General features: G+C 53.4%; 16 protein-coding genes. 8 read left to right on the top strand and 8 right to left on the bottom strand.

Features of this window, described 5'->3' with window-relative positions; translation table 11 throughout:
• A complete protein-coding gene (gene miaA / locus ACN0YN_RS12380; protein ID WP_417385319.1) occupies positions 1-939 on the bottom strand; it encodes a tRNA (adenosine(37)-N6)-dimethylallyltransferase MiaA in 939 nt (312 codons plus the stop codon).
• A gap of 175 nt (positions 940-1,114) precedes the next feature.
• On the opposite strand from miaA, the gene ACN0YN_RS12385 reads away from it, so the two are divergent.
• Positions 1,115-1,561 carry an SRPBCC family protein gene (locus ACN0YN_RS12385; protein WP_417385320.1) on the top strand — a complete coding sequence of 149 codons (447 nt, stop codon included), beginning with the start codon at positions 1,115-1,117 and terminating at the stop codon, positions 1,559-1,561.
• A gap of 9 nt (positions 1,562-1,570) precedes the next feature.
• Here ACN0YN_RS12385 and ACN0YN_RS12390 read toward each other — a convergent pair whose 3' ends face one another.
• Positions 1,571-3,205: a flagellar hook-basal body protein gene (locus ACN0YN_RS12390; RefSeq protein WP_417385321.1), complete on the bottom strand. Its 1,635-nt coding sequence runs from the start codon at positions 3,203-3,205 to the stop codon at positions 1,571-1,573.
• A gap of 327 nt (positions 3,206-3,532) precedes the next feature.
• Here ACN0YN_RS12390 and ACN0YN_RS12395 point away from each other — a divergent pair, with 327 nt between their 5' ends.
• The 3 genes from ACN0YN_RS12395 to ACN0YN_RS12405 all read left to right on the top strand — a co-directional run bounded on the left by ACN0YN_RS12395 (position 3,533) and on the right by ACN0YN_RS12405 (position 6,515).
• Positions 3,533-4,813, top strand: a complete 1,281-nt coding sequence (locus tag ACN0YN_RS12395) for a lactate racemase domain-containing protein (protein WP_417385322.1) — start codon at positions 3,533-3,535, stop codon at positions 4,811-4,813.
• Between the two features lie 135 nt (positions 4,814-4,948).
• Positions 4,949-5,680, top strand: a complete 732-nt coding sequence (locus ACN0YN_RS12400; protein ID WP_278466014.1) for an RraA family protein — start codon at positions 4,949-4,951, stop codon at positions 5,678-5,680.
• Positions 5,681-6,233: 553 nt separating this feature from the next.
• Entirely contained in the window at positions 6,234-6,515 is a 282-nt protein-coding gene (locus ACN0YN_RS12405; protein WP_417385323.1) for a hypothetical protein, read from the top strand.
• Between the two features lie 331 nt (positions 6,516-6,846).
• On the opposite strand, the gene hrpA is transcribed toward ACN0YN_RS12405, so the two are convergent.
• The 4 genes from hrpA to ACN0YN_RS12425 form a co-directional block, all read right to left on the bottom strand.
• Entirely contained in the window at positions 6,847-10,839 is a 3,993-nt protein-coding gene (gene hrpA, locus ACN0YN_RS12410) for an ATP-dependent RNA helicase HrpA (RefSeq protein ID WP_417385324.1), read from the bottom strand.
• Between the two features lie 417 nt (positions 10,840-11,256).
• Entirely contained in the window at positions 11,257-12,078 is an 822-nt protein-coding gene (locus tag ACN0YN_RS12415) for a haloacid dehalogenase type II (RefSeq protein ID WP_417385325.1), read from the bottom strand.
• A gap of 125 nt (positions 12,079-12,203) precedes the next feature.
• A complete protein-coding gene (locus ACN0YN_RS12420) occupies positions 12,204-13,172 on the bottom strand; it encodes an alpha/beta hydrolase fold domain-containing protein (protein WP_417385326.1) in 969 nt (322 codons plus the stop codon).
• 176 nt (positions 13,173-13,348) lie between these two features.
• A complete protein-coding gene (locus tag ACN0YN_RS12425) occupies positions 13,349-13,768 on the bottom strand; it encodes a MarR family winged helix-turn-helix transcriptional regulator (protein WP_417385327.1) in 420 nt (139 codons plus the stop codon).
• A gap of 478 nt (positions 13,769-14,246) precedes the next feature.
• Here ACN0YN_RS12425 and ACN0YN_RS12430 point away from each other — a divergent pair, with 478 nt between their 5' ends.
• On the top strand, positions 14,247-14,744 hold the full coding sequence (locus ACN0YN_RS12430) for a DUF1559 domain-containing protein (protein WP_417385328.1): 498 nt from the start codon (positions 14,247-14,249) through the stop codon (positions 14,742-14,744).
• On the opposite strand, the gene ACN0YN_RS12435 is transcribed toward ACN0YN_RS12430, so the two are convergent.
• Positions 14,741-15,915, bottom strand: a protein-coding gene (locus tag ACN0YN_RS12435) for an IS3 family transposase (protein ID WP_417385329.1) whose coding sequence is annotated in 2 segments (ribosomal slippage) — positions 14,741-15,651 and positions 15,651-15,915 — 1,176 coding nt in all. Because the reading frame shifts where the segments join, the coding sequence is not laid out codon by codon here. The two genes, ACN0YN_RS12430 and ACN0YN_RS12435, sit on opposite strands and share 4 nt — an antisense overlap.
• Positions 15,916-16,002: 87 nt before the next feature.
• Between ACN0YN_RS12435 and ACN0YN_RS12440 the strand changes: the two genes are divergently transcribed.
• Together ACN0YN_RS12440 and ACN0YN_RS12445 are read left to right on the top strand one after the other, a co-directional pair.
• Positions 16,003-16,242, top strand: a complete 240-nt coding sequence (locus ACN0YN_RS12440) for a DUF1559 domain-containing protein (RefSeq protein WP_417385330.1) — start codon at positions 16,003-16,005, stop codon at positions 16,240-16,242.
• A 149-nt stretch (positions 16,243-16,391) separates the two neighbouring features.
• A complete protein-coding gene (locus ACN0YN_RS12445; protein WP_417385331.1) occupies positions 16,392-16,817 on the top strand; it encodes a hypothetical protein in 426 nt (141 codons plus the stop codon).
• Between the two features lie 112 nt (positions 16,818-16,929).
• Here ACN0YN_RS12445 and ACN0YN_RS12450 read toward each other — a convergent pair whose 3' ends face one another.
• Positions 16,930-17,505: a DUF456 domain-containing protein gene (locus ACN0YN_RS12450; protein WP_417385332.1), complete on the bottom strand. Its 576-nt coding sequence runs from the start codon at positions 17,503-17,505 to the stop codon at positions 16,930-16,932.
• Positions 17,506-17,938: 433 nt separating this feature from the next.
• Between ACN0YN_RS12450 and ACN0YN_RS12455 the strand changes: the two genes are divergently transcribed.
• Complete coding sequence (locus tag ACN0YN_RS12455; RefSeq protein WP_417385333.1) at positions 17,939-19,861, top strand: vWA domain-containing protein; 1,923 nt, start codon at positions 17,939-17,941, stop codon at positions 19,859-19,861.
• Positions 19,862-19,878: the final 17 nt, after the last annotated feature.

The raw sequence follows: 19,878 nt of genomic DNA on the forward strand, positions 1-19,878 counted from the left end.
TCATTCGTATTTCAGGATCTTCTGCAACAGGTCCTGTGGAGTGTCTTCCGGGTGCACATCGATTTCGCGGCACTCGGTAATGTTGCGAAAGAACGTATGCTGCCGCTTGGCGAACCGTCGCGTCTGCTGTTTCAGCATTTCGACGGCGCGATCCCACGACCACACGCCTTCCAGGTAATCGATCAACTCTTTATAGCCTAATGCCTGCCGGGCGGTGCGCCCCATTGGAATTTCTGCTGCGAGTAACTGTTTGACTTCATCCAGCAACCCTTCTTCCAGCATCTGATCGACGCGGAGATTGATGCGGTCATACAGCCATTCCCTGTCGGGCAGTAACCAGAACACATGGGCCGGGCATTCTTCCGGAGTCAAAACATCCTCCGCATGTTGAGCGGAAAGCGGGACGCCGGTCACATGATACACTTCCAGCGCCCGGGCTACGCGGCGGACATCATTGAAATGATATTTCTCTGCCGAAACCGGATCGACGGCCGCCAGTCGCTGATGCAGCGCTTCATTTCCTTCCGTCTCTGCAAATGTTTCCAGTTCGCTACGATATTCCCAGTCAGCAGAAGGACCGTTGAACACTCCTCGCAATATCGCCCGCAGATACAGACCGGTCCCGCCCACAAACAGAGGGGTTTTTCCCCGATCCACGATATCACGACAGCATGCATCCGCCGCCGTAAAGTATTCTGCGACACTGTATTTTTCATGCGGATCGATGAGGTCCAGCAGATGATGGGGTACCCGCTCGCGCTCGGCGGCTGACGCTTTGGCGGTTCCGATATCCATACCCCGATACAGGGACATGGAGTCCATCGCGAGGATTTCGGCATTCAGATGTTCTGCCAGCAACAGGCTCAGCTCAGTCTTACCGCAGGCGGTGGGACCAGCCAGAAACCAGCACTGTTGCAGGATTTCAGGGGGAAACTGCATGATTCTTGATCTTGGAGACACGAGCATCCCTCGCGAAAATGAGGGACTCGCTGTTTGTGTGGACTCGTCATCCGAGCACGATTCAGCTAGGATACACCCGGAATGCAGGCACACGCCTGGTTCCAGACTGTCATAGAGTATATTTATCCGCGTCGAATGTCGAAAGAGAGACCTCATGGCGAGCTTTGAGACCAGCGTTCAACTGAATGCCACACCGCAGCAAATGTTCGATTTTCTGATTGATACCGATAACATTCTGAAAATCAGCCCCCCCGATACCGGACTGACATTCACCAAAAAACCGGATAAACTGCACCTGGGCGCGATTCTGGAATTCCAGATCCAGGGCTTCGGCAAAGTCCAGGAAGGGACGCACGAAATCATCGTGTTTGAGGAACCGACGCTGTTCACCGAAAAGCAGATCTCAGGTCCGCTCAAGTCCTACATCCACGAACACCACATCGTGCCCTCGGGTGAGAACCAGATTACACTCATCGATAAACTGGAGTTCGAACCTCCCGGAGGACTGCTCGGCTTTCTGATCACCGAATCCAAACTGCTCGATCTGTTCGACGAAGGTTTCTACCAGCGTCACCAGACGTTGAAGAAACTCTTCCCTTAAGATGCAGGCTTATTTAAAAATCGAACGATCTTCTGACTGCAGCTGCTGATCTACCGGCCGGGCAATGCGCTCTGCCGGCAAGCCCAGATCTGCCTGCACCGGTTCATCCGGCTCGGTCAGGTACACGGTTTTCAAGGCGTCGAGTCGTTGCTTGATGAGGGACAGCTGCTCCAGCTCTTCGGTGATCGAAACATTCGAAGTTTCCAGAACACCAGACCTTACCAGACCTGCTCCCTTCGATCCCGGCGTCAGCACCCGCGCTGCACCCGCACGGGGCGTGGCGGTAAACAGACAGGACTCGCGTGGAAACAGCTCACTTGAATCGGTGAAGCAGGCAATCTGTAATTCGCCTACGGTCACTTCGTCGTCAGCGTCTGCCAGCAGCGCAGTGACGACTCCCGTCTCCGAAATCTGAATCGAATGTGCTTCGGCAGGCAGTTTGATTTCCGGTACGATCAGGTAATTATTCTGGGAACCACGAATGCATAATCGGCGGTTTTCATCAAACATCAGCCGCCCGGTGCGGGTAAACGCGGTCGTCTCTCCCAGTTGCACCTGCAGAAAACCCTGGCCTTCGATGGCGATATCCAGTTCGCGCCCCGTCTTCAGCAGTTCGCCACTCGTCTGAGAAATCCGCGTCTGCAGAACCTGGCTGCCCATGCCCACGGCGATCGGCGGTTCGGTTTCGGAATCTTCGCTCGCCGGTGTTTTGACATATTCGTAAGGCAACGATTCGAATTCGACATACAGTCGTTTGAAGCCAATCGTACCGGCGTTCGCGATATTGTTGACGATCACATCCCGCGACAACCGCAGGGCATCGACTGTAGGACGCAGCCGCTGCTGCAGTTCGTCCCGGTCTGCCTTGGAGGAAAATCCGATGAACCCGGACTGGTCGGGCAATACTTTCTGCGTGGAAGAGACCGGCTGCTGAGGCACGACCGCTTCAAAGCTCGGCTGCAGTTGTGCCCATTTATCCTGCGATCCCCGCAGCGCTCCTTTGGGCTGCAGCAGTTTGCGAATCGAGAGTAAGTCGGAGGCTACTTTGTGAGGCACGCCCCGCAGTTCTTCGAACCAGATCTGTAATTCTTCGTCTGTCGCATCGGGCAGATGTTCGCGGATAATCGAACGCGTGATTTTATCATCGCGCGCATCAGAGCGTTTCTCTGAATCCGCCAGCGGCTCTGCATTCAGAGGCGGCATCAAGGGACCCGGCGTCTGCAGAAAATCCTGGATCGGCTTTGCCAGGATCGGAGGCTCGGGGTCACTCTGTTCAACTATGTCGTCTGAAAGTTCATTGTCGACGGCACCCGGAGTTCGCAGCAGGGGACCGTTCACGCTCGCATCATCCGAGGTCAGTTCTGCAGAGTCTTCTGCCAGATCTTCGGTTTCCGCCAGCGCCAGTTCCACGGGAACAGCAGGTTCCGCATCCAGGTGAACCGACTTCTGTTCCTGAACCCACTCTTCCTCAGTGGCAGCGTCAGCAGAAAGTTCGTGTGTCACGTGAGGGTATGCCAGAGCGACGGGAGTGCCCCCCTCGACAATTCCCAGGTCCTTCAGATACAGGATTCCCTGGATAAACAGCACACCGCTTAAGACACAAACGGAAACAGCAAAAATGATCCGCTCAAAGTTTTTTCTCATAGTTCTGCTTCCTTGCAGCAACAAGGCTCGACTTCCAGTTTCGACTTGCTGACCCATGTTGTAAATCAGGATCGTTAAGTTAGCGGAAATAATGGTTTAGGACAAGACTTTTCTCAGCCCCGCATTCCCCATCAGCTCCAATCAGGATGTTCTGATATATTCTGACGGGGGAGAGCCCGCGAATGTAGCGTAATCTGCCATTAATGACGTACAATAACAGACTCTTCATATTCGATCCGCTCGCCGATTGATGCGAAGAGACCGCCAGGATAAAGCCAACCCCGTTTGATTGTGTGACCTGACTCCCTGAGAAACCAAAGCGCTGCCATGAATATGTCACTCCCCAAAGTTTACCGTGTCCGCCAGAACTTCCCGTCCTCTCGGATTGAAAACGTGGCGGAAGCGGTTCGAACCGAACTGGTAAAGCTCAATCTGGAGAAAACAGTCAAACCAGGCGAGACAGTCGCGATTACCGTCGGCAGTCGAGGCATCGCCAGTATCGCTTTGATCATCAAGACGACCATCGACTATCTGAAGTCAATTCAAGCCGTCCCGTTCATCGTGCCTGCGATGGGCAGCCATGGTGGCGGAACGGCGGAAGGGCAGGCCGAAGTCATTGCCGCTTATGGAATTACAGCGGAAACGATGGGGGTGGAAGTCCGCTCGTCGATGGAAACCGTCATCGTCGATACCACCTCGCACGGCATTCCCGTCCATTTCGACAAACATGCGTACGAAGCCGACCATGTTTTGATCTGCGGCCGGGTCAAGCCGCACACCCGCTTTGTCGGCGACATCGAATCCGGCCTGCATAAGATGATGCTCATCGGTCTGGGTAAACATGAAGGCGCCAAAATCTATCACCGTGCGATCGAAGACATCAGCTTCGAAGAAATCATTAACGCGGTTGCCAAATCGATCCTGCAGAAATGCTCCGTCATCGCCGGTCTGGCGATCGTGGAGAACTCATACGATCAGACCGCCCTCATCGAATCCGTTCAGCCCGACGAGTTTTACGAACGCGAAAAAGCACTGCTCAACATCGCCCGCGACTGGCTGCCTCGCCTCCCTTTCCCGCAGACGGATCTGCTCATTGTGGACCGCATCGGTAAAAACATCAGCGGATCGGGCATGGATGCCTGTGTCATCGGTCGCAAGTTCAACGATCACGCCGCCACCGAGCGCGACGCAGTCGCTGTCAAACGCATCATGATTCGCGGACTGACGGAAGAAACGCACGGCAATGCCTGTGGCATCGGCCTGGCAGAATTCACTAACGAGCGTACCGTTGCCAGTGTGGACTGGAAAATCACCCGGATTAACGCTAATACTGGAAGTCATCCGACCGCCGCCATGGTACCGCTGGCCTACCCGAACGACCGCGAAGCCATCGAGGCGGCTCTGCAAACCATCGGGCTGGTTTCTCCCGAAGCCAGCCGCATCGTACAGATTTATGACACACTCGAATTGAGCGAAGTCATCGTCAGTGAAACGTACCTGGAGGAAATCAACAGTCGTGACGATCTGGAAATCATTGCCGGACCATTCGAACTGGCTTTCGACGCGGAACAGAATCTGACACCCGTTTTTAACGCACCACGACATTAATGCTTTGTCAAGCTGGAAATTGAGAGTTGCAGGCGTTGTTTTCCTGCTCCGTTGTCGCACTCTCATGAAATCGATCAACCCAAAATTTAAAAATGACACTCCCCTAATTCATTTAACCTCAACAGAAAGAATGACATGTCCACCGAAGGCCTTTCCGCTGCTGCTCTTGAAGAACTCGCCAAATACGACACCCCTACCGTCTGCAACGTGATCGAACTCTGGAACATTCGCCCCCGCAATACCGGCTATATGAATGATTCGATCAAAGCCTGCTTTCCCAAGATGCCTCCGATGGTCGGCTACGCGTTGACATCCACCTTCCGCAGTATGGCTCCTCCGCGCAGCGGCGACGTCTATTCCGGTCTGGATACCCAGGTCGCAGCGTTTGAAACTCTGCCTGGTCCCCCGGTCGTCGTCTACCAGGACATCGATGAACCCACCGCATCCGCCACCTTCGGCGAAGTCATGTGTTCCACCTACAAAGCCTACGGCGCGAAAGGCATCATCACATCAGGTGCCGGTCGCGACCTGGATCAGGTCGAAGCCCTCGACTTCCCTGCCTTCACCAACGGTACGAACTGTGCCCACGGTTACTGCCACACGCTGCAGGTGAATGTCCCTGTCACAGTGGGCGGCATCCCCATTTATCCCGGCGACCTGCTGCACGGCGATTTGAACGGCGTCACCACGATCCCGACCGAAATCGCATCCGAAGTCGCCGACGCCTGTAAGGACCTGATGAAAGCCGAAGACATCGTGCTCAACTATCTCAAGTCCGGCAACCTGTCAGCAGAAGGACTCGGCGAAGCCCGCAAAGAACTCGGAGCCGAAATCGCCAAACTCGGCAAACGACTCCGCGGCGAATAGTCGATTCTCAGGTCAAAGCATTTATGTAAAACAGCCGGCTCTTTCGGGAGCCGGCTGTTTTCGTAGATCAAGGATTCGAACAAGCTGTTCGGACACATGGGTAACACTCTCACAACCTGTTATATCACGACAACTTCGGGTGGTCCCGGATATAATCCGGGATTGTCGAAGACAACAGGAAACTGAGAGTGAAAGCGTTTAAACGATTGGCGATTTTCCGACCTGAATTCATCGCTTCCGCTGACAGGTTTCTGCTCGCTGCGCTCGTACCGAATTGCATTCGATACCACCCATTGTTTTTTCGTGTGGTTTTGTGTTTTTCGTGGTAGCAGAAAAAATCAGTCCCGCACCGCCGCCCATTGCGGATATTACATCTGGTAAGTCAGCTTCGATGTCGTATCATAAGAGCATGAAAGAAAAATCAATATCCGGTTTCAAATCAGTTCTCCTGGTCTGCGGGATCCTCTTCACTCTGCTCCTGGTGATTGCACTCTTTTTACCTTCTCAGAGTAAGGCGTTATCAAGTGCTTATCGCGTTCAATCAATGAGTCGCATGAAAAATATTCTGCAGGGAATTGTCAATTATCGGGCGAATCACAACGAGGCCTGGCCTGACACGTTGGATGACATCCATGAGGATCTCTATTCTCCATTGGAGGAACTGATCGAAAATCCTTACACTCATGACAATCCGGGATATGAATATGTCAAACCGCGGAAGGATGCAGATCCTGCCACCACGGCGGTATTGTTTCAGCTTCGTGATGGGAAACAGGATCTGAGTCTGGAAGCTGGTTATGGTGATGGCAGAGTTCTCCCTTATCGTGCCCAGTGACCGGGTAGCCGGGTAGCCGCGCGTACCCCGTTCATACTGAATCCGGAGCGGGTTCACTGTGCCCAAAGGTTCGAACAAACTGTTCGGACACATGGGTAACACTCTCAAAACTGTTATATTACAACAACCTCGGGTGGTCCCGGATATAATCCGGGATTGTCAAAGACAACAGGAAACCGACAGTGAAAGCGTTCAAACGATTGACGATTTTCCAACCTGAAATGATCCCTTCCACTGACAGGTTTCTGCTCGCTGCGCTCGTACCGAATTGCATTCGGTACCACCCGTTTCATTTCGTGTGGTTTCGTGTTTTTCGTGGTAACAGAAAAAATCAGTCCCGCACCGCCGCCCATTGCTGATCCAGAATTTTCGGCGAAACTTTCAACGCCGTTCCCAGCTTCTGCGCAAACAGGGACACGCGTAATTCTTCCAGCATCCAGCGGAATTTAATCAGCTGCGGATCGACGATCTCCCGTTCGTGATGCTGCCGGGCCCGCTGTGAATAGAGTTCGAAATAACGCGAGATGCTGCGAATGTTGGCGATGTCTTTTTTCAGACCGGTTCCCCCCAGCTTGCTCAATCGCATCTCCATGCCCTGCAGATAACGGGGGAACTGCTGTAGCCAGGGGTAAGGCGTGCTCACCAGGAAGCGGTTGTTGATCATCGCATTCAGCTGTGCCCGCATGTCATGCAGCGGCTCGCTCCACGCAGGTACCTTGGTCTTGTCCAGCGTCAGCTTCATTTTGTGAAACTGCTCGAACAGGCCCGGCAGCAGACTCGCCAGATCCTGCGCGGCGACCGGAATCTGGTTCCGCCACTCTTTCACCAGCTGACGATATTGCGCTTCATTGCGTGGCAGTTGTTCTTTCTTGCCGAACAGGGTCCGCTCGGCCAGCAGTTCGACCAGTTGTTCCCGCAAATTGATCCCGCCGATCGCGGTTGCATACAATGAGATCCGGTTCAGATCGGGTAGATGTTCGACCTGGGTTTTCAGTCGCTTGTGTTCCGAGAGAATGAACAGCCGCCGCAAACCAAACCGCGTTTCATAAGCGGCCCGCTCCGGTGCATCACGCAGGCAGAGCGCCACGGAGGTCTGCTCATCCACTAAACTCGGAAAACCGGTCAGCGAAAGTTGATCGTGTTGAATCTGCACCTCTGCTGGAAAATCACCAAAGGTCCAGTCCGTCAGTCCGGTCTGACTCCAGTGATCATCCGAAAGAGCTGTAAAGCTGCTGGCAGCCTTCGAACCGTATTCCTGTCGCAGTTGAGTCAGGTTCCGATTGACGGCAATCGCGTCTCCCCCCTGGTTGAGCACGCGGATATTCATCTGCAGGTGTTGAGGTAGACGTTCGATTTCAAACTGGTCGGCGGTAATCCGCTCGCCTGAAATCTGCGACAGCATCTCAGCCACTGTCTCTTCGAACGACCCTTTACCGAACTCCAGTTTACTGACGACCTGCCTGGCTGTTTCAGGGGCCGGCACCAGCATGCGACGCACCGCTTTAGGCAGCGCCTTGATCATCGCAGCGACTTTCTCTTCCAGCAGACCTGGTACCAGCCAGCCCAGCCGTTGTGGCGAGAGTTGATTCAGGCTCTCCTGTGGAATCGAAACCGTGACGCCGTCTTCTTCAGCACCCGGTTCCAGATGATATTCCAGCGGGAACTGCATCTTGCCCATCTTGATCGCGTTCGGGAATTCGCTCTCGTCAATGGCTTCGGTCTGTGTATCGAAGAAATCTTCCAGCCGCATATTCAGTAGTGTCGGAGTTTTGCGGCTGGCGACTTTCCACCATTTCTTCAGACTCACGCCATCATAGACGTCTTCCGGAATCCGCTGATCGTAAAACGCGAACTGCTGTTCCTGCGAAGGAATCAGGTCATACCGCCGCGAACGGGCCTGCTGCTGTTCCAGATCGTCGATGAATTTCCGATTGTGCGCCAGAAAGTCGATGTTGAGGTTAATGTCACCTTCAACCAGACCGTACTGCAGCAGCAGAGTCCGTGAATGTTCGGGATCGATTTTGCCATAATGCACCGAGCGGCGGGGCACGATTGTCAGTCCGAACAGAGTCACTTTTTCCGCAGCAACCGCCGAAGCGGCTTCTCCGTTCCAGCGGGGATCACTCCAGGTCTTCTTCACCAGATGCGGGGCCGCCGGCTCGATCCAGTTGGGTGAAATCTTCGCGACAGTCCGCGCGTAGCGTTTACTCGTTTCGATCAGCTCGGCTGAAATGATCCACTTGGGCTTCTTCTCAAAGACTCCCGAACCTGGCCAGAGAAAATACTTCTGCTGTCCCGCCCCCGTGAATTCGTGTGTATCGGATCGCATGGCGATGTTCGACAACAGACCCGGCAGCAGGGCACGATGGATGGCCGCCGAATCGTCTTTGCGCGGATGCGGTTTGATACCGCTCTCTTCCACCAGTTGTCTGAGTTGACGGAAGATGTCGGCCCACTCCCTCAGTCGATTGTAGGACAGGAAGTTCTGCGCACACGCTTTTCGCAGACGGCTCTGTGACAGGTCCTCTTTCAGCTTGTGATAAAAGTCCCACAGTTTGAGAAAGCTGAGGAAATCCGATTCGGGATCGCGAAACTGTTCGTGAGCTTCGTCGGCGGCCTGCTGTTTTTCAATCGGTCGTTCTCGCGGGTCCTGTAGTTCCAGGGCTGAAGCGATGATCAAAATTTCGTGCAGACAGTTTTCATCGTGTGCGGCCAGAATCATGCGTGCGATACGCGGGTCAACGGGCAGACGACTGATCTTGCGACCAATGTCGGTCAGCCGGTTCTGTTCGTCAATCGCTCCCAATTCAAACAGCGTACTGTAACCATCGCGGATCGCTGTTGGCTTGGGAGGCTCGATAAAGGGGAAGTCTTCAATTGCGCCCAGCTTCATATTCAGCGTCTGCAGAATCACCGAAGCCAGGTTGGTTCGCAGGATTTCGGGCGGCGTGAATTCATCGCGGCTCTTGAAATCGGCTTCGCTGTAAAGACGGATACAGATCCCCGGCGCGACACGACCGCAGCGACCGGCCCGCTGATTGGCGGACGCCTGCGAGACCGCTTCGATCGGCAGTCGCTGTACCTGTGATCGACTCGAATAGCGGCTGATGCGTGCCAGCCCGGTATCGATCACATAACGGATGCCGGGCACCGTGATCGATGATTCCGCGACGTTCGTGGCTATCACAATCCGCCGATACGAGGAAGGCTGGAAAACCTGGTTCTGTTCCGCCGTCGACAGCCGACCGTACAGCGGGACGATTTCAGTCTGCCGACCGCCGTCATCGCCGATGATCGACCGACCCCGCAACAGTTTGGCCGTCTCCCGTATATCCCATTCGGTCGCGACAAAAATCAGGATGTCGCCGTCATCGATGGCCGCCAGCTCGTTGACTGCATCTGCCAGTTGTGACTGTTCGTCGCGCGAACTGTTCTGCGATTTTTTATCCGCGTCTTTACCCAGCGATTCATCATCAAAGGGACGATAACGGATCTCGACCGGATAAGTTCGTCCCGAGACATTCAGAATCGGCGCCGGTCCTTCGCTGCCGGCAAAATGTTCGCTGAAGCGCTCTGCGTCGATCGTCGCTGAGGTGATGATCACCCGCAGGTCTTTTCGTTTGGGCAGCAGTCGTTTCAGATAGCCGAGCAGGAAATCGATATTCAACGAACGTTCGTGGGCTTCGTCGACAATGATCGTATCGTACTGATTGAGGAAGCTGTCGGTCTGAGTTTCCGCCAGCAGAATGCCGTCGGTCATCAGCTTGATGTAGGTGTTCGGGTTCGTCGTATCAGTGAAGCGGATTTTGAAACCACACGCGGTTCCCTGTTCGCGGCCCAGTTCTTCCGAGATGCGGGCAGCGACCGAACGGGCGGCGATGCGGCGGGGCTGTGTATGCCCGATGATGCCGCTGATTCCGCGTCCCATCGACAGTAACAGTTTCGGCAACTGCGTCGATTTCCCCGAGCCGGTTTCTCCGCAGACGATGACCACCTGGTTCTCTTCAATCGTCTTCTGGATGCTCGCCAGTTCCTGATGGATCGGCAGACTCTGATCGAACGTGATTTTGGGGCAGCGCTTGAGGCGTTCGTCGCGGCGGGTCAGAGACTTCTCCAGTTCGTCCCGCAGTCGCTGCAGATTTTTATCGAACGGCTTTTTACTTTTCTGTGCCTGCCTGATCGATCGCAGTCGTTGTGAAAAGCGAAACTGGTCGCCGGCCATCGCCTGAGAAATCAGTTTCGGCAGTTCCGACAGCGCAGCAGTCGAAGCCACACTGGCAGTACCAGCCTCAGCAGCAGCCGAATTCACATCACCGCGGGACATCAGACATCAACAGAAAAAACGGGGAAACGCACTATTATGAGCATAAGGACCCGCATTATGCAGCGAAAGTTCGGCAGCGCATAGGGTTTCCACCGGCTTTTGTGAGAATCGATGGGGAACGATCTCGTTTCAGGACCACGAAAGACGCTTAATCACACGAAAAAGAAATAATGGGTGGGCCTGGATGTACATCCGGGCCGAGCGCAGCGAGCAGGAAACAGTCAGAACAAACATTCAATTTAGCTCAACGAAGCCAACCCCAGCAAAGCAGAGGCGGACCCATGTGTCCGCCCGCATTGCGAAAGTCGATACAGAAAACGCAATGAATGGAGCCCGTTAGAACATTCAACCATGCTTTTTTCTACCACGAAAAGCACGAAACCACACGAAATTGATTCTGCTTTTGAGATTTCTGACTCACGAACAACATTCCCCACCCAACTGCAGTAACTCTGCTGCCACCTGTTGCATATCCGGTTTGTTAATTTCAGGCTGCTTTGCCAGGGGATAAAGTTGGGCACCGGGGCGGGCGACGAAGGCCCCGCGCCAGCCGGCCCAGAGAGCGCCGGCGATGTCCCAGCCGTGGGCGGCGATCAGCATGCAGTCTTCCGGCGGTACGTTCATTTTGCGTGATGCCCATTTATAAACGTGGCTGTGCGGTTTGAACATCTGCACGTGTTCCACACTCAAACGGTCTTCGAACAGATCCGTCAGGCCGGCGTTTTTCATTTGAGCATCGACGCCTGCCTGTGAGGAATTGGTCAGCGTTACCATGCGGTAACCGGCCTGCTTGAGCTGTTCAAGAGCTGGCCTGACATCGGGGTGGGCCGGCAGCGAGCGGATCGGCGCGAGTGCCTGCTTCGCAGCATCGTCTGAAAGATCGATGCCCTGATTGCGGGCCACCATCTGCAGTGTGGCAGCGCCGATCACACCGAAATCCTCGTAGTGATCACCAACGGTTGCCACCAGAGAATGCTGCAACATTGTCGTGAACCATAGCGGCAGCAGATCGGGGCGACCTCCCAGTGCAGCCGCAACACTTGCTTTCATCGCGTCCAGATCAAGCAGTGTTTCGTTGACATCAAAGAACAGACATTTCGGACGAACAGACGCACGGCTCATATCAGACTCCTCGGCAGAAAGAGTAGCGGGCAGCAGACCAGCGGCAATGCCGGCAGTAGCGGTGAGGAAATTCCGCCGACTGGAAGTCGAATCAACAGTTCGGTCTGGATCAGACATCAATTAGAATCTCCAGGAGATATGACGATTGTGATACCGCAGTGATAAAAATGAAATTCATCTGCAGTCAGTATGGCAGCATCCGCCAATTGATACCAGAGTAGTCAGCCGCTGATCCGGGATTGTTATTTTTTCTGCGGCGGTTTCTCAGTTTCTTTTTTCTGCTGTTTCAACTGCTGATCGAAGAACTCGACGATCATTTTGTTGATTTTGGGAGCGTTGAATTCCGGGCCGCCGTGACCGGCGTTTTCGATGATGTGCAGTTGCACGGGGACCTGGTTTTTCTTGAGCGCCTTTTCCAGGATGACGCTCTGGTGCATGGGGACTGCAGGGTCTTTGGAGCCGTGAATGATCAGGAACGGAGGATCCTGTTTGTCGATGTAGGTGATCGGGTTGGCGCGGGCGACGCGGTCTTTGTGTTCCAGAATCGGGCCGCCCAGCAGCAGGGATTCCGGGGAGCGGGGATCGTTGTGTTTGAGACGCGAGCCGGGGAGCGCGTGTTTGTCCATCTGCAGGAAGTCGGTCGGTCCATACAGATCGCAGACCGCCTGTACGCTGCTGGACTGATCAAGGTGTTTGCCGACAGTTCCTTCCAGGTCTTTGATTCCGCCGCTGGTTCCCAAAAGAGCGACCAGGTGACCGCCGGCAGAAGAACCGCCGACGCCGATGCGTGTGGCATCGTATCCGTATTTTTTCGCATGTGCCCGTAACCAGCGGATGGCGGCTTTGCAGTCGTTGATCTGGGCGGGGAACTTCGCTTCGCCACTGAGTCGATAGTTGATGCTGGCACAGGCGTAGCCGGCATCGGTCAGCAGCGGGACGAATTTACCGCCGCGCCCTTTGTTGCCGCCGCGCCAGCCGCCGCCGTGAATCCAGACCACCAGAGGCGGATTTTTGACCTTGCGAGGCAGATACAGATCCAGCAGCAGAGACGAGCCATCCACGTTCGCATATTCCACGTCGCGATGTTCAATCAGGTTCCCCCGGAACTGAGGCGGACTGTTCGGGCGGGGCTTCTGTGCAAAGCTCACTTCCTGCAGACAGACGATGAAAGCCAGACAGGTGATGAAGGTTCTGGAAAAAAGCGAAGTCATGCGGTGCTCCTGAAGTGGACTGGCTGGTGAATGCTGCGCCTGGTCTGAGGCGGTTGGGACAAAGAGGTTGATATGTCACGTACACGTATTATATGGGATTAAACACACCGGGCCGTCGGAAGTTTCGCAGTTTCCTGCTGAATCAAACCGTTTCTGACGGAACTCTTTTTCTGGTCTTACTGCAGTGCCCGGGTAATCTCTTCCAGGCTGTTCATCAGCGTCTGTTTTTTTCGAGGTGTGAGAGCCTCTTCCAGAGTCTGGTGGATCTGACTGGAATGTCTGATCAGTTTTTTGAGCAGGCGTTTTCCGCTGGTCGTTAAATAGACCCGCAGTGCCCGCCGATCATTTTGACTGGCTTCGCGGCGGATCACATTTTTCTGCTCCAGCAGTTTCAGCATGGCACCTACGGTATTGGCATCAGAGGACATGCGCTCGCTGAGTTCGGTCTGGATGATGCCTTCTGCATCGGCCAGCACGGACAGCAGCACATATTGATCCACGGTCATACCAAACTCAGCAAAGTGGGCCTGCGCCACGCGATGCATCGTCAGGTAAGCCCGTCTTAATCGCATCGGAATTGTATCATCAACGGTCATCCGTACTGGTCCTTCTCTGAGGGAACGCACTTCATGTCAGGCAGGGAAGACTTCTGTCTGAATCAGTTTGCAGATTCCGGTCCAGGAGTGCAACACGACAGAGGACGACAATTTTGATGCGTCAAAACCGCAGGTATACTAAGTTGTTTACCTGTTGAGGTTTACAGATGATTGCTGATTGTGTGATTTGAGCCGGATTTTTTCTGAACAATAATAATTAAACGATCATAATTATATTGAGAGAACCCGAAGGCACTGATAGGATGAGCCGCGAATTGACGTTGAATTGAGAGTTCTGCCTCCAGTCCTGCCACAAATTCATACCTTTTAAAGTACTCCTGCAAATTAATTTTCGAACGGTTCGCCGTCTGGATTTTGACCGGCTTGAATTCCACTGGAAGCTGCGTCTGACAAATGAAACTTCCCGCGCTTGTTTGTTGCGTTTTTTGTTTCTGTATTTATTTTGCGAGAGATACTCATGAAGAAGTCGAACTACATCCGGCGTGGCTTCACGCTGATTGAATTACTGGTGGTGATTGCGATTATCGCGATCCTGATTGCCTTGCTGTTGCCGGCCGTTCAGCAGGCACGCGAAGCCGCCCGCCGCTCACAGTGCAAAAACAATCTGAAGCAGATTGGTCTGGCGATGCACAACTATCTGGACGCCTTCACCACCTTCCCGATTGGTGGATTAAAAAACAGTCGTGGTCCTAACTGGCGCGTCGGCCTGCTTCCTTATTTTGACCAGGCACCCGCTTACAATCAGGTCAGTTATAACGCCAGTTTCTGGGCGCACTCCGGATTGCAGGCGGTCTTCAAAACGTTGCGGGTTCCCGGTTACGTCTGTCCTTCCAGTCCGCATGGTTTCGTCAACGCGGACGTGCCTCTCTCCTATGACAGTATGATCCACGACTATGTCGGCATCACCGGTGCCGTCCCCAGTGCCCCCACGAATGACACCAGTCACAAGACTTAGTGTTCTGTTGTTTTCATGGCTGTTCTGCTCGCCTGCTGGAGCGGAGCGGAAGCAGGCGAGCAGAACAGCTTCGCTTCCGGCACCGGGGCTCTGTAGCCCAGTGAACTGTGCGGTCTGATGGAGTTGTAATCTTTTCTCCAGCGTTCGATCAGCACTTTGGCTTCCCATAACGTATCGAAGATTTCCCCGTTGAGCAATTCATCTCTCAGCTTTCCGTTGAAGGATTCGATGTAACCGTTTTCCCAGGGACTACCTGGTTCAATAAACAAGGTCTTTACTTCAACCCTGCTGAGCCAGTCACGAACTCGCTCAGCCGTGAACTCGGGGCCATTATCACTACGAATATGATCCGGGACTCCACGACGCACAAACAGGTCGCTCAGACGTTCCAGGACACTTTTACTGTTCAACCTCCTTTCGACATCTATGCACAGGCACTCCCTGGTAAACTCATCGAGCACAGTCAGCATCCGGAAGGCCCGGCCATCGTGAGTCCGGCAATGCACAAAATCGTAGCTCCAGACATGATCCCGATGCCGGGGACGTAAACGGACACAGGAACCATCATTGAACCACAGTCGACGACGTTTTGGCTGTTTTTGTGGGACTTTCAGGCCTTCCTGTCGCCAGAGCCGTTCCACTCGCTTGTGATTCACCTTCCAGCCTCGCCGCCGCAGCAACTCTGTCACACGACGATAACCATAACGGCCGTACTGGCTCGCCAGATCGATGATCTCCCGAACCAGCCGGGGTTCATCGGAAGGAACCACAGGCTGCCTCCGTTGCGTGGAACGGGATTGCCCCAGAACACGACAGGCCCGGCGTTCCGAAACCTGATCGTATCCCAGGGAATCTCTTACGAAATTCACCGCCTTACTCCGTTTCGACGGGCTCAGTAGTTTCCCGAGGCAGCTTCCCGCAAAATGGCTTTATCCAGTTCCGACTCCGCCAGCAGCTTCTTGAGTCGGGCATTTTCTTTTTCCAGCTCTTTCAGGCGTTTGGCCTGATCCATCCGCAAACCGCCGTATTCCCGACGCCACTTGTAGTACGTCTGCTGGTGGATTCCTAGCTTCTTACACATCAGGGGAATTGTCATCCCCTGGGCAAGATGGACTTCCGCTTCCCTGAGCTTCGAAATGATCTGTTCGGATGAATGACGCTTGGTGGGCATGATCGCCTCCTCCTCAATTGGTCCAGAATCCTGATTAGTATATCAAGTTCTGGATGCGGTTAAGGGGGGCACGTCAGGGCCACTTATGTGTACGGTGGTTCTACAGGAGCGGATGGTTTTCTGATGATTGATACCAAGGCGACACAATATCCGATTGGTTCGAGTACACATTCGCAGTATGGTGTTTCCTGGAGAAGTGCCCATATTGGAGGCGCGCATCTGTTGTTCTGTGACGGACGCGTGCAGTTCCTGTCGAACAGTATGAATCTGGACACGCTGAAAGGTCTGGCGACCCGTTCGACCGGTGAAGTCCTCGGCGAATATTAAGCCGGTAAGTCATTGAAGACAGATCAGAGGTGTTGTGGGTAACTGGCGACACCTCTGGATTCTGTCTTCAGGATTCACGCGCACCAGTCTGTTGTTCATTCGGTTATGACTGGTGATTAACCAACCTTTTATGCGGATAATACACTCAAATGAAGTTAAATATCGTATCGTTCTGTTCTGTTTTACTCCTGCTTTCGACAATGACAGGCTGTGGTGAGCAGATCGAAAAGAAACCGACGGCACCTGTGAAGGGTGTTGTCACTTATCAGGGTAAACCTCTGGAGACCGGCGAAATCGTATTCTTTCCTGATACAGGGGAGCAGATCGCACACGCAAAGATTCAACCCGACGGCAGCTTTCAGTTGACCACATACGATGAAGGCGATGGCGCGTTTCCGGGTAAGCACAAAGTCAGCATTGTTTCGGAACGGGATATGGAAGGCGTTTCCGCGGAAGATCCGGAAGCCTCCCTGGAGCCATCTTACATTCCTACCAAATATAATATGCAGAAGACATCCGGCCTGACGGCCGTCGTCAAAGAAGGAGATAACGAAATTAATTTCGATCTCGAGTAGTTTGACCTCGAGATGTTTGACAGTTCCTGAACAATGAACTGGCTTAAGGGGGCTCTCTTTTTTCGGAAAGGGAGCACTTTTTTTATCGCTGTCTGTCGGTATGCAGACTTGCTCAGACGAGGGAGTCGATCGTGATCATTACCAGGATAACGACTCCGATCGCCAGTTTACCCACCACTCCCAGCAGGCGACCCACAAACGCCGCGGTGCTGATGTGCAGGCGGTTGACTTCCTGATTGCCTTTCCAGACTTCTCCCACATATGCACCTGCGAAGGCCCCCAGGGCTCCGCCAAAAATCGCGCCGAACACGGTTCCCAAGGGAGGCAGAACGGGAGTGGCGACGGTCGCTCCTATCACACTGGCGATGAACGTCCCCAGCAGCGCCAGTATCATCGCACGACGACTGGCCCCTTTTTTCGCAGCGCCCGCCGAGCTGCCTAGCGCTTCGATGACTTCGCCGAGCCCTGCCAGCAGAATGGCGATGACCAGTACCGTCAATGAAATGCCATGCGCATCCCGATCGGGCATGAACAGATAAAACAGGGCGGACAGAAAAACCATGATCCAGTTCCCGGGGACCAGAAACAGGATTGAGACCCATGACGTCAGATTCGCCAGGAAGAGCAGGAGCACCATCAGGTAGTAAAACGTGAAGGGGAGCCAGTCTGTGAGCCACTCAAATGACATGAATTGAGAACCTGTAGTTAAGAATCGGACCGAAAGTATTGGCGATGCCAGTTTATTGATTTCCTCTGAAGTTGGTAATTGTTCTTCGTAAATCGTTGTGAAATATTAGAGAATGTAAAAAAGTAACGAACGTTGAGCCTGTTTTTGCGGTTATATAAATGCAGTTTCTTCCCACTGAAAACCGGATGATATATTCTAATGTACACTTTCTGGGTCAATCTGAAGGGCCAATGATTGTATTTGTCTGATTTCAGGGGTAAAATCGTAGATTTGATGAACCATTGCTGGACGAAAATTCTTATAATCATCAATGTCGTCTGATGTAATTCGCGGGTTTTGATTACCCGTTGTGTTCACTACGAATTCTGTTCGCTGTTTCTGCGCGAAACGGTGCACAGTTGAATGTATTAGTCTATTCCAAAAGGAGCAGGCCGTGAGTGTTGTCAATTCCGCCCGGGAAGTTCATGTCGAAGAAATTGTAGACGTCGAACCTCACAACTGGTTGAACATGAAGGAAGTTCCCGCCTGGCTGATCAGCCTGGGGGTCCACCTGTTATTCCTGTTTATGCTGGCAAGCTTTACGCGAATTACCCTGCTCGATTCTGAAAACGCGATCATCTCTTCGATTGAAGAGCTGGATGACAGTTCTTTCAAGATCGATCCTACCATCCAGGATCTCGTGGGTTCAGCGGGTGAAACCGCTCTCCTGACTCAGTCGATGGCAGCGGCACCACAGACTTCGGTCGAACAGCAGCAGAAGATGCAGGAGCAGATCGAAAACGAAATCGAAGCGCCGGAACCCATCATCGATGACCAGATGACTCAACCTGCCAAAGAAGAGTTGATGGCTGCTGTCGAAGTGACTGGTGAAACCGACCGACCCGAAGGCGGCGTCGCTGGTGCCGTCGATCGTCTGACGCTGGAAATCGCAGCTGCTGCCAAGGAAAAGAAACTGCTGGTTGTCTGGCTGTTTGATGTTTCTCCTTCTGTCAGTAAACGGCGTAATGAGATCGCCGATCGTTTTGAAAACGTCTACAAACAGCTGGGGCTTCTGGATGCCACAGTTGATGAAAGCTCACTGAAAACGGCCGTTGCCGCCTTCGGTTCTACCACGCAGTTCATCACCAAGGACCCGGTCAGTGACGTCAAAGAAGTGGTCTCGCAGATCCGCTCAATCAAAGAAGATACCTCCGGGGATGAAAACGTATTTGCCGCTGTGACACAGGTTTCCAAACGCTGGCTCTCTTACAAAAAGCAGGGTCGCCGAAACATGATGGTGATCGTTGTGACAGACGAAGCCGGCACCGATGCTCAGGCCAATCTGGAAGACACCATCATGCTGACAAAGCGTAACGGGATTAAATGTTACGTCGTCGGCAATGCGTCTCCCTTTGGCCGACGAGAAGTGAATACCAGGTTTGAAATCGAACCCGGTGTTTTCGTTCCGGCTGTTTCTGAAACCGGCCCGGAAACGGTTGCATCCGAACGAATTAAATTGCCGTTCTGGGGACAGAGCGACTATGACTTCCGTGAAATTTCTTCAGGCTACGGACCTTATGCGTTAACGCGTCTCTGTGCGGAAACTAACGGGATCTTTTTCATCACCGAAGAAACCAGTGGTCCCAAGTTTGAACCAGCTGACATGCGGGCTTATCACCCCGACTATATTTCGATTCGCGACTACCAGAGTAAAATCGATAAGAACATGGCCAAGAAGGCGCTGGTGATGGCGGCAACTGCCACTCGTACTTCGAAACGAACCTTGCCGACTCCGACTCTGGAATTTCCAGCCAACACCGACAACGTTTTACGGCAGGCCATCACAGTGGCACAGAAGCCGGTTTCCGAACTCGATTACGGACTGAACGAACTGCAGGTCATTCTGGAGCAGGGACTGAAAGACCGTCCGAAGATCACAGAACCCCGCTGGCGGGCCAACTACGATCTGGCTCTGGGACGCGTTCTGGCAGCGCGGGTGCGGGCCTTTGGTTACAATACCATCCTGGCGGACATGAAGAGCAGTCCGAAAGTATTTGAGAAAAAAGAGAATAATGCCTGGCGACTGGTTCCTGCTGAAGATGTGCGTTCCAGTCCTTCCGTGAGAAAACTGGGCAAGCAGGCTCAGGAGATTTTGAACGGCATTATTGACGAACATCCTGGTACTCCCTGGGCCTACCTGGCTGCAAAAGAGCTGGATAAACCTCTAGGCTGGGAATGGAAGGAAATGAAGATGGACCTGGATCCCCAGGGGAATCGTGTGAGCAAACCAAACCCACGTTTTGAAGAAGAACAGCGTAAGAGAAGAGAAGCGCTGAAGAAACGCGGCGTCAGTGGGAACCAGCCACTGAAAATCTGACCTGGTTGATTACCGAT

Origin of the sequence: Gimesia sp., from assembly GCF_048260065.1 — a bacterium.
GTDB lineage: Bacteria > Planctomycetota > Planctomycetia > Planctomycetales > Planctomycetaceae > Gimesia.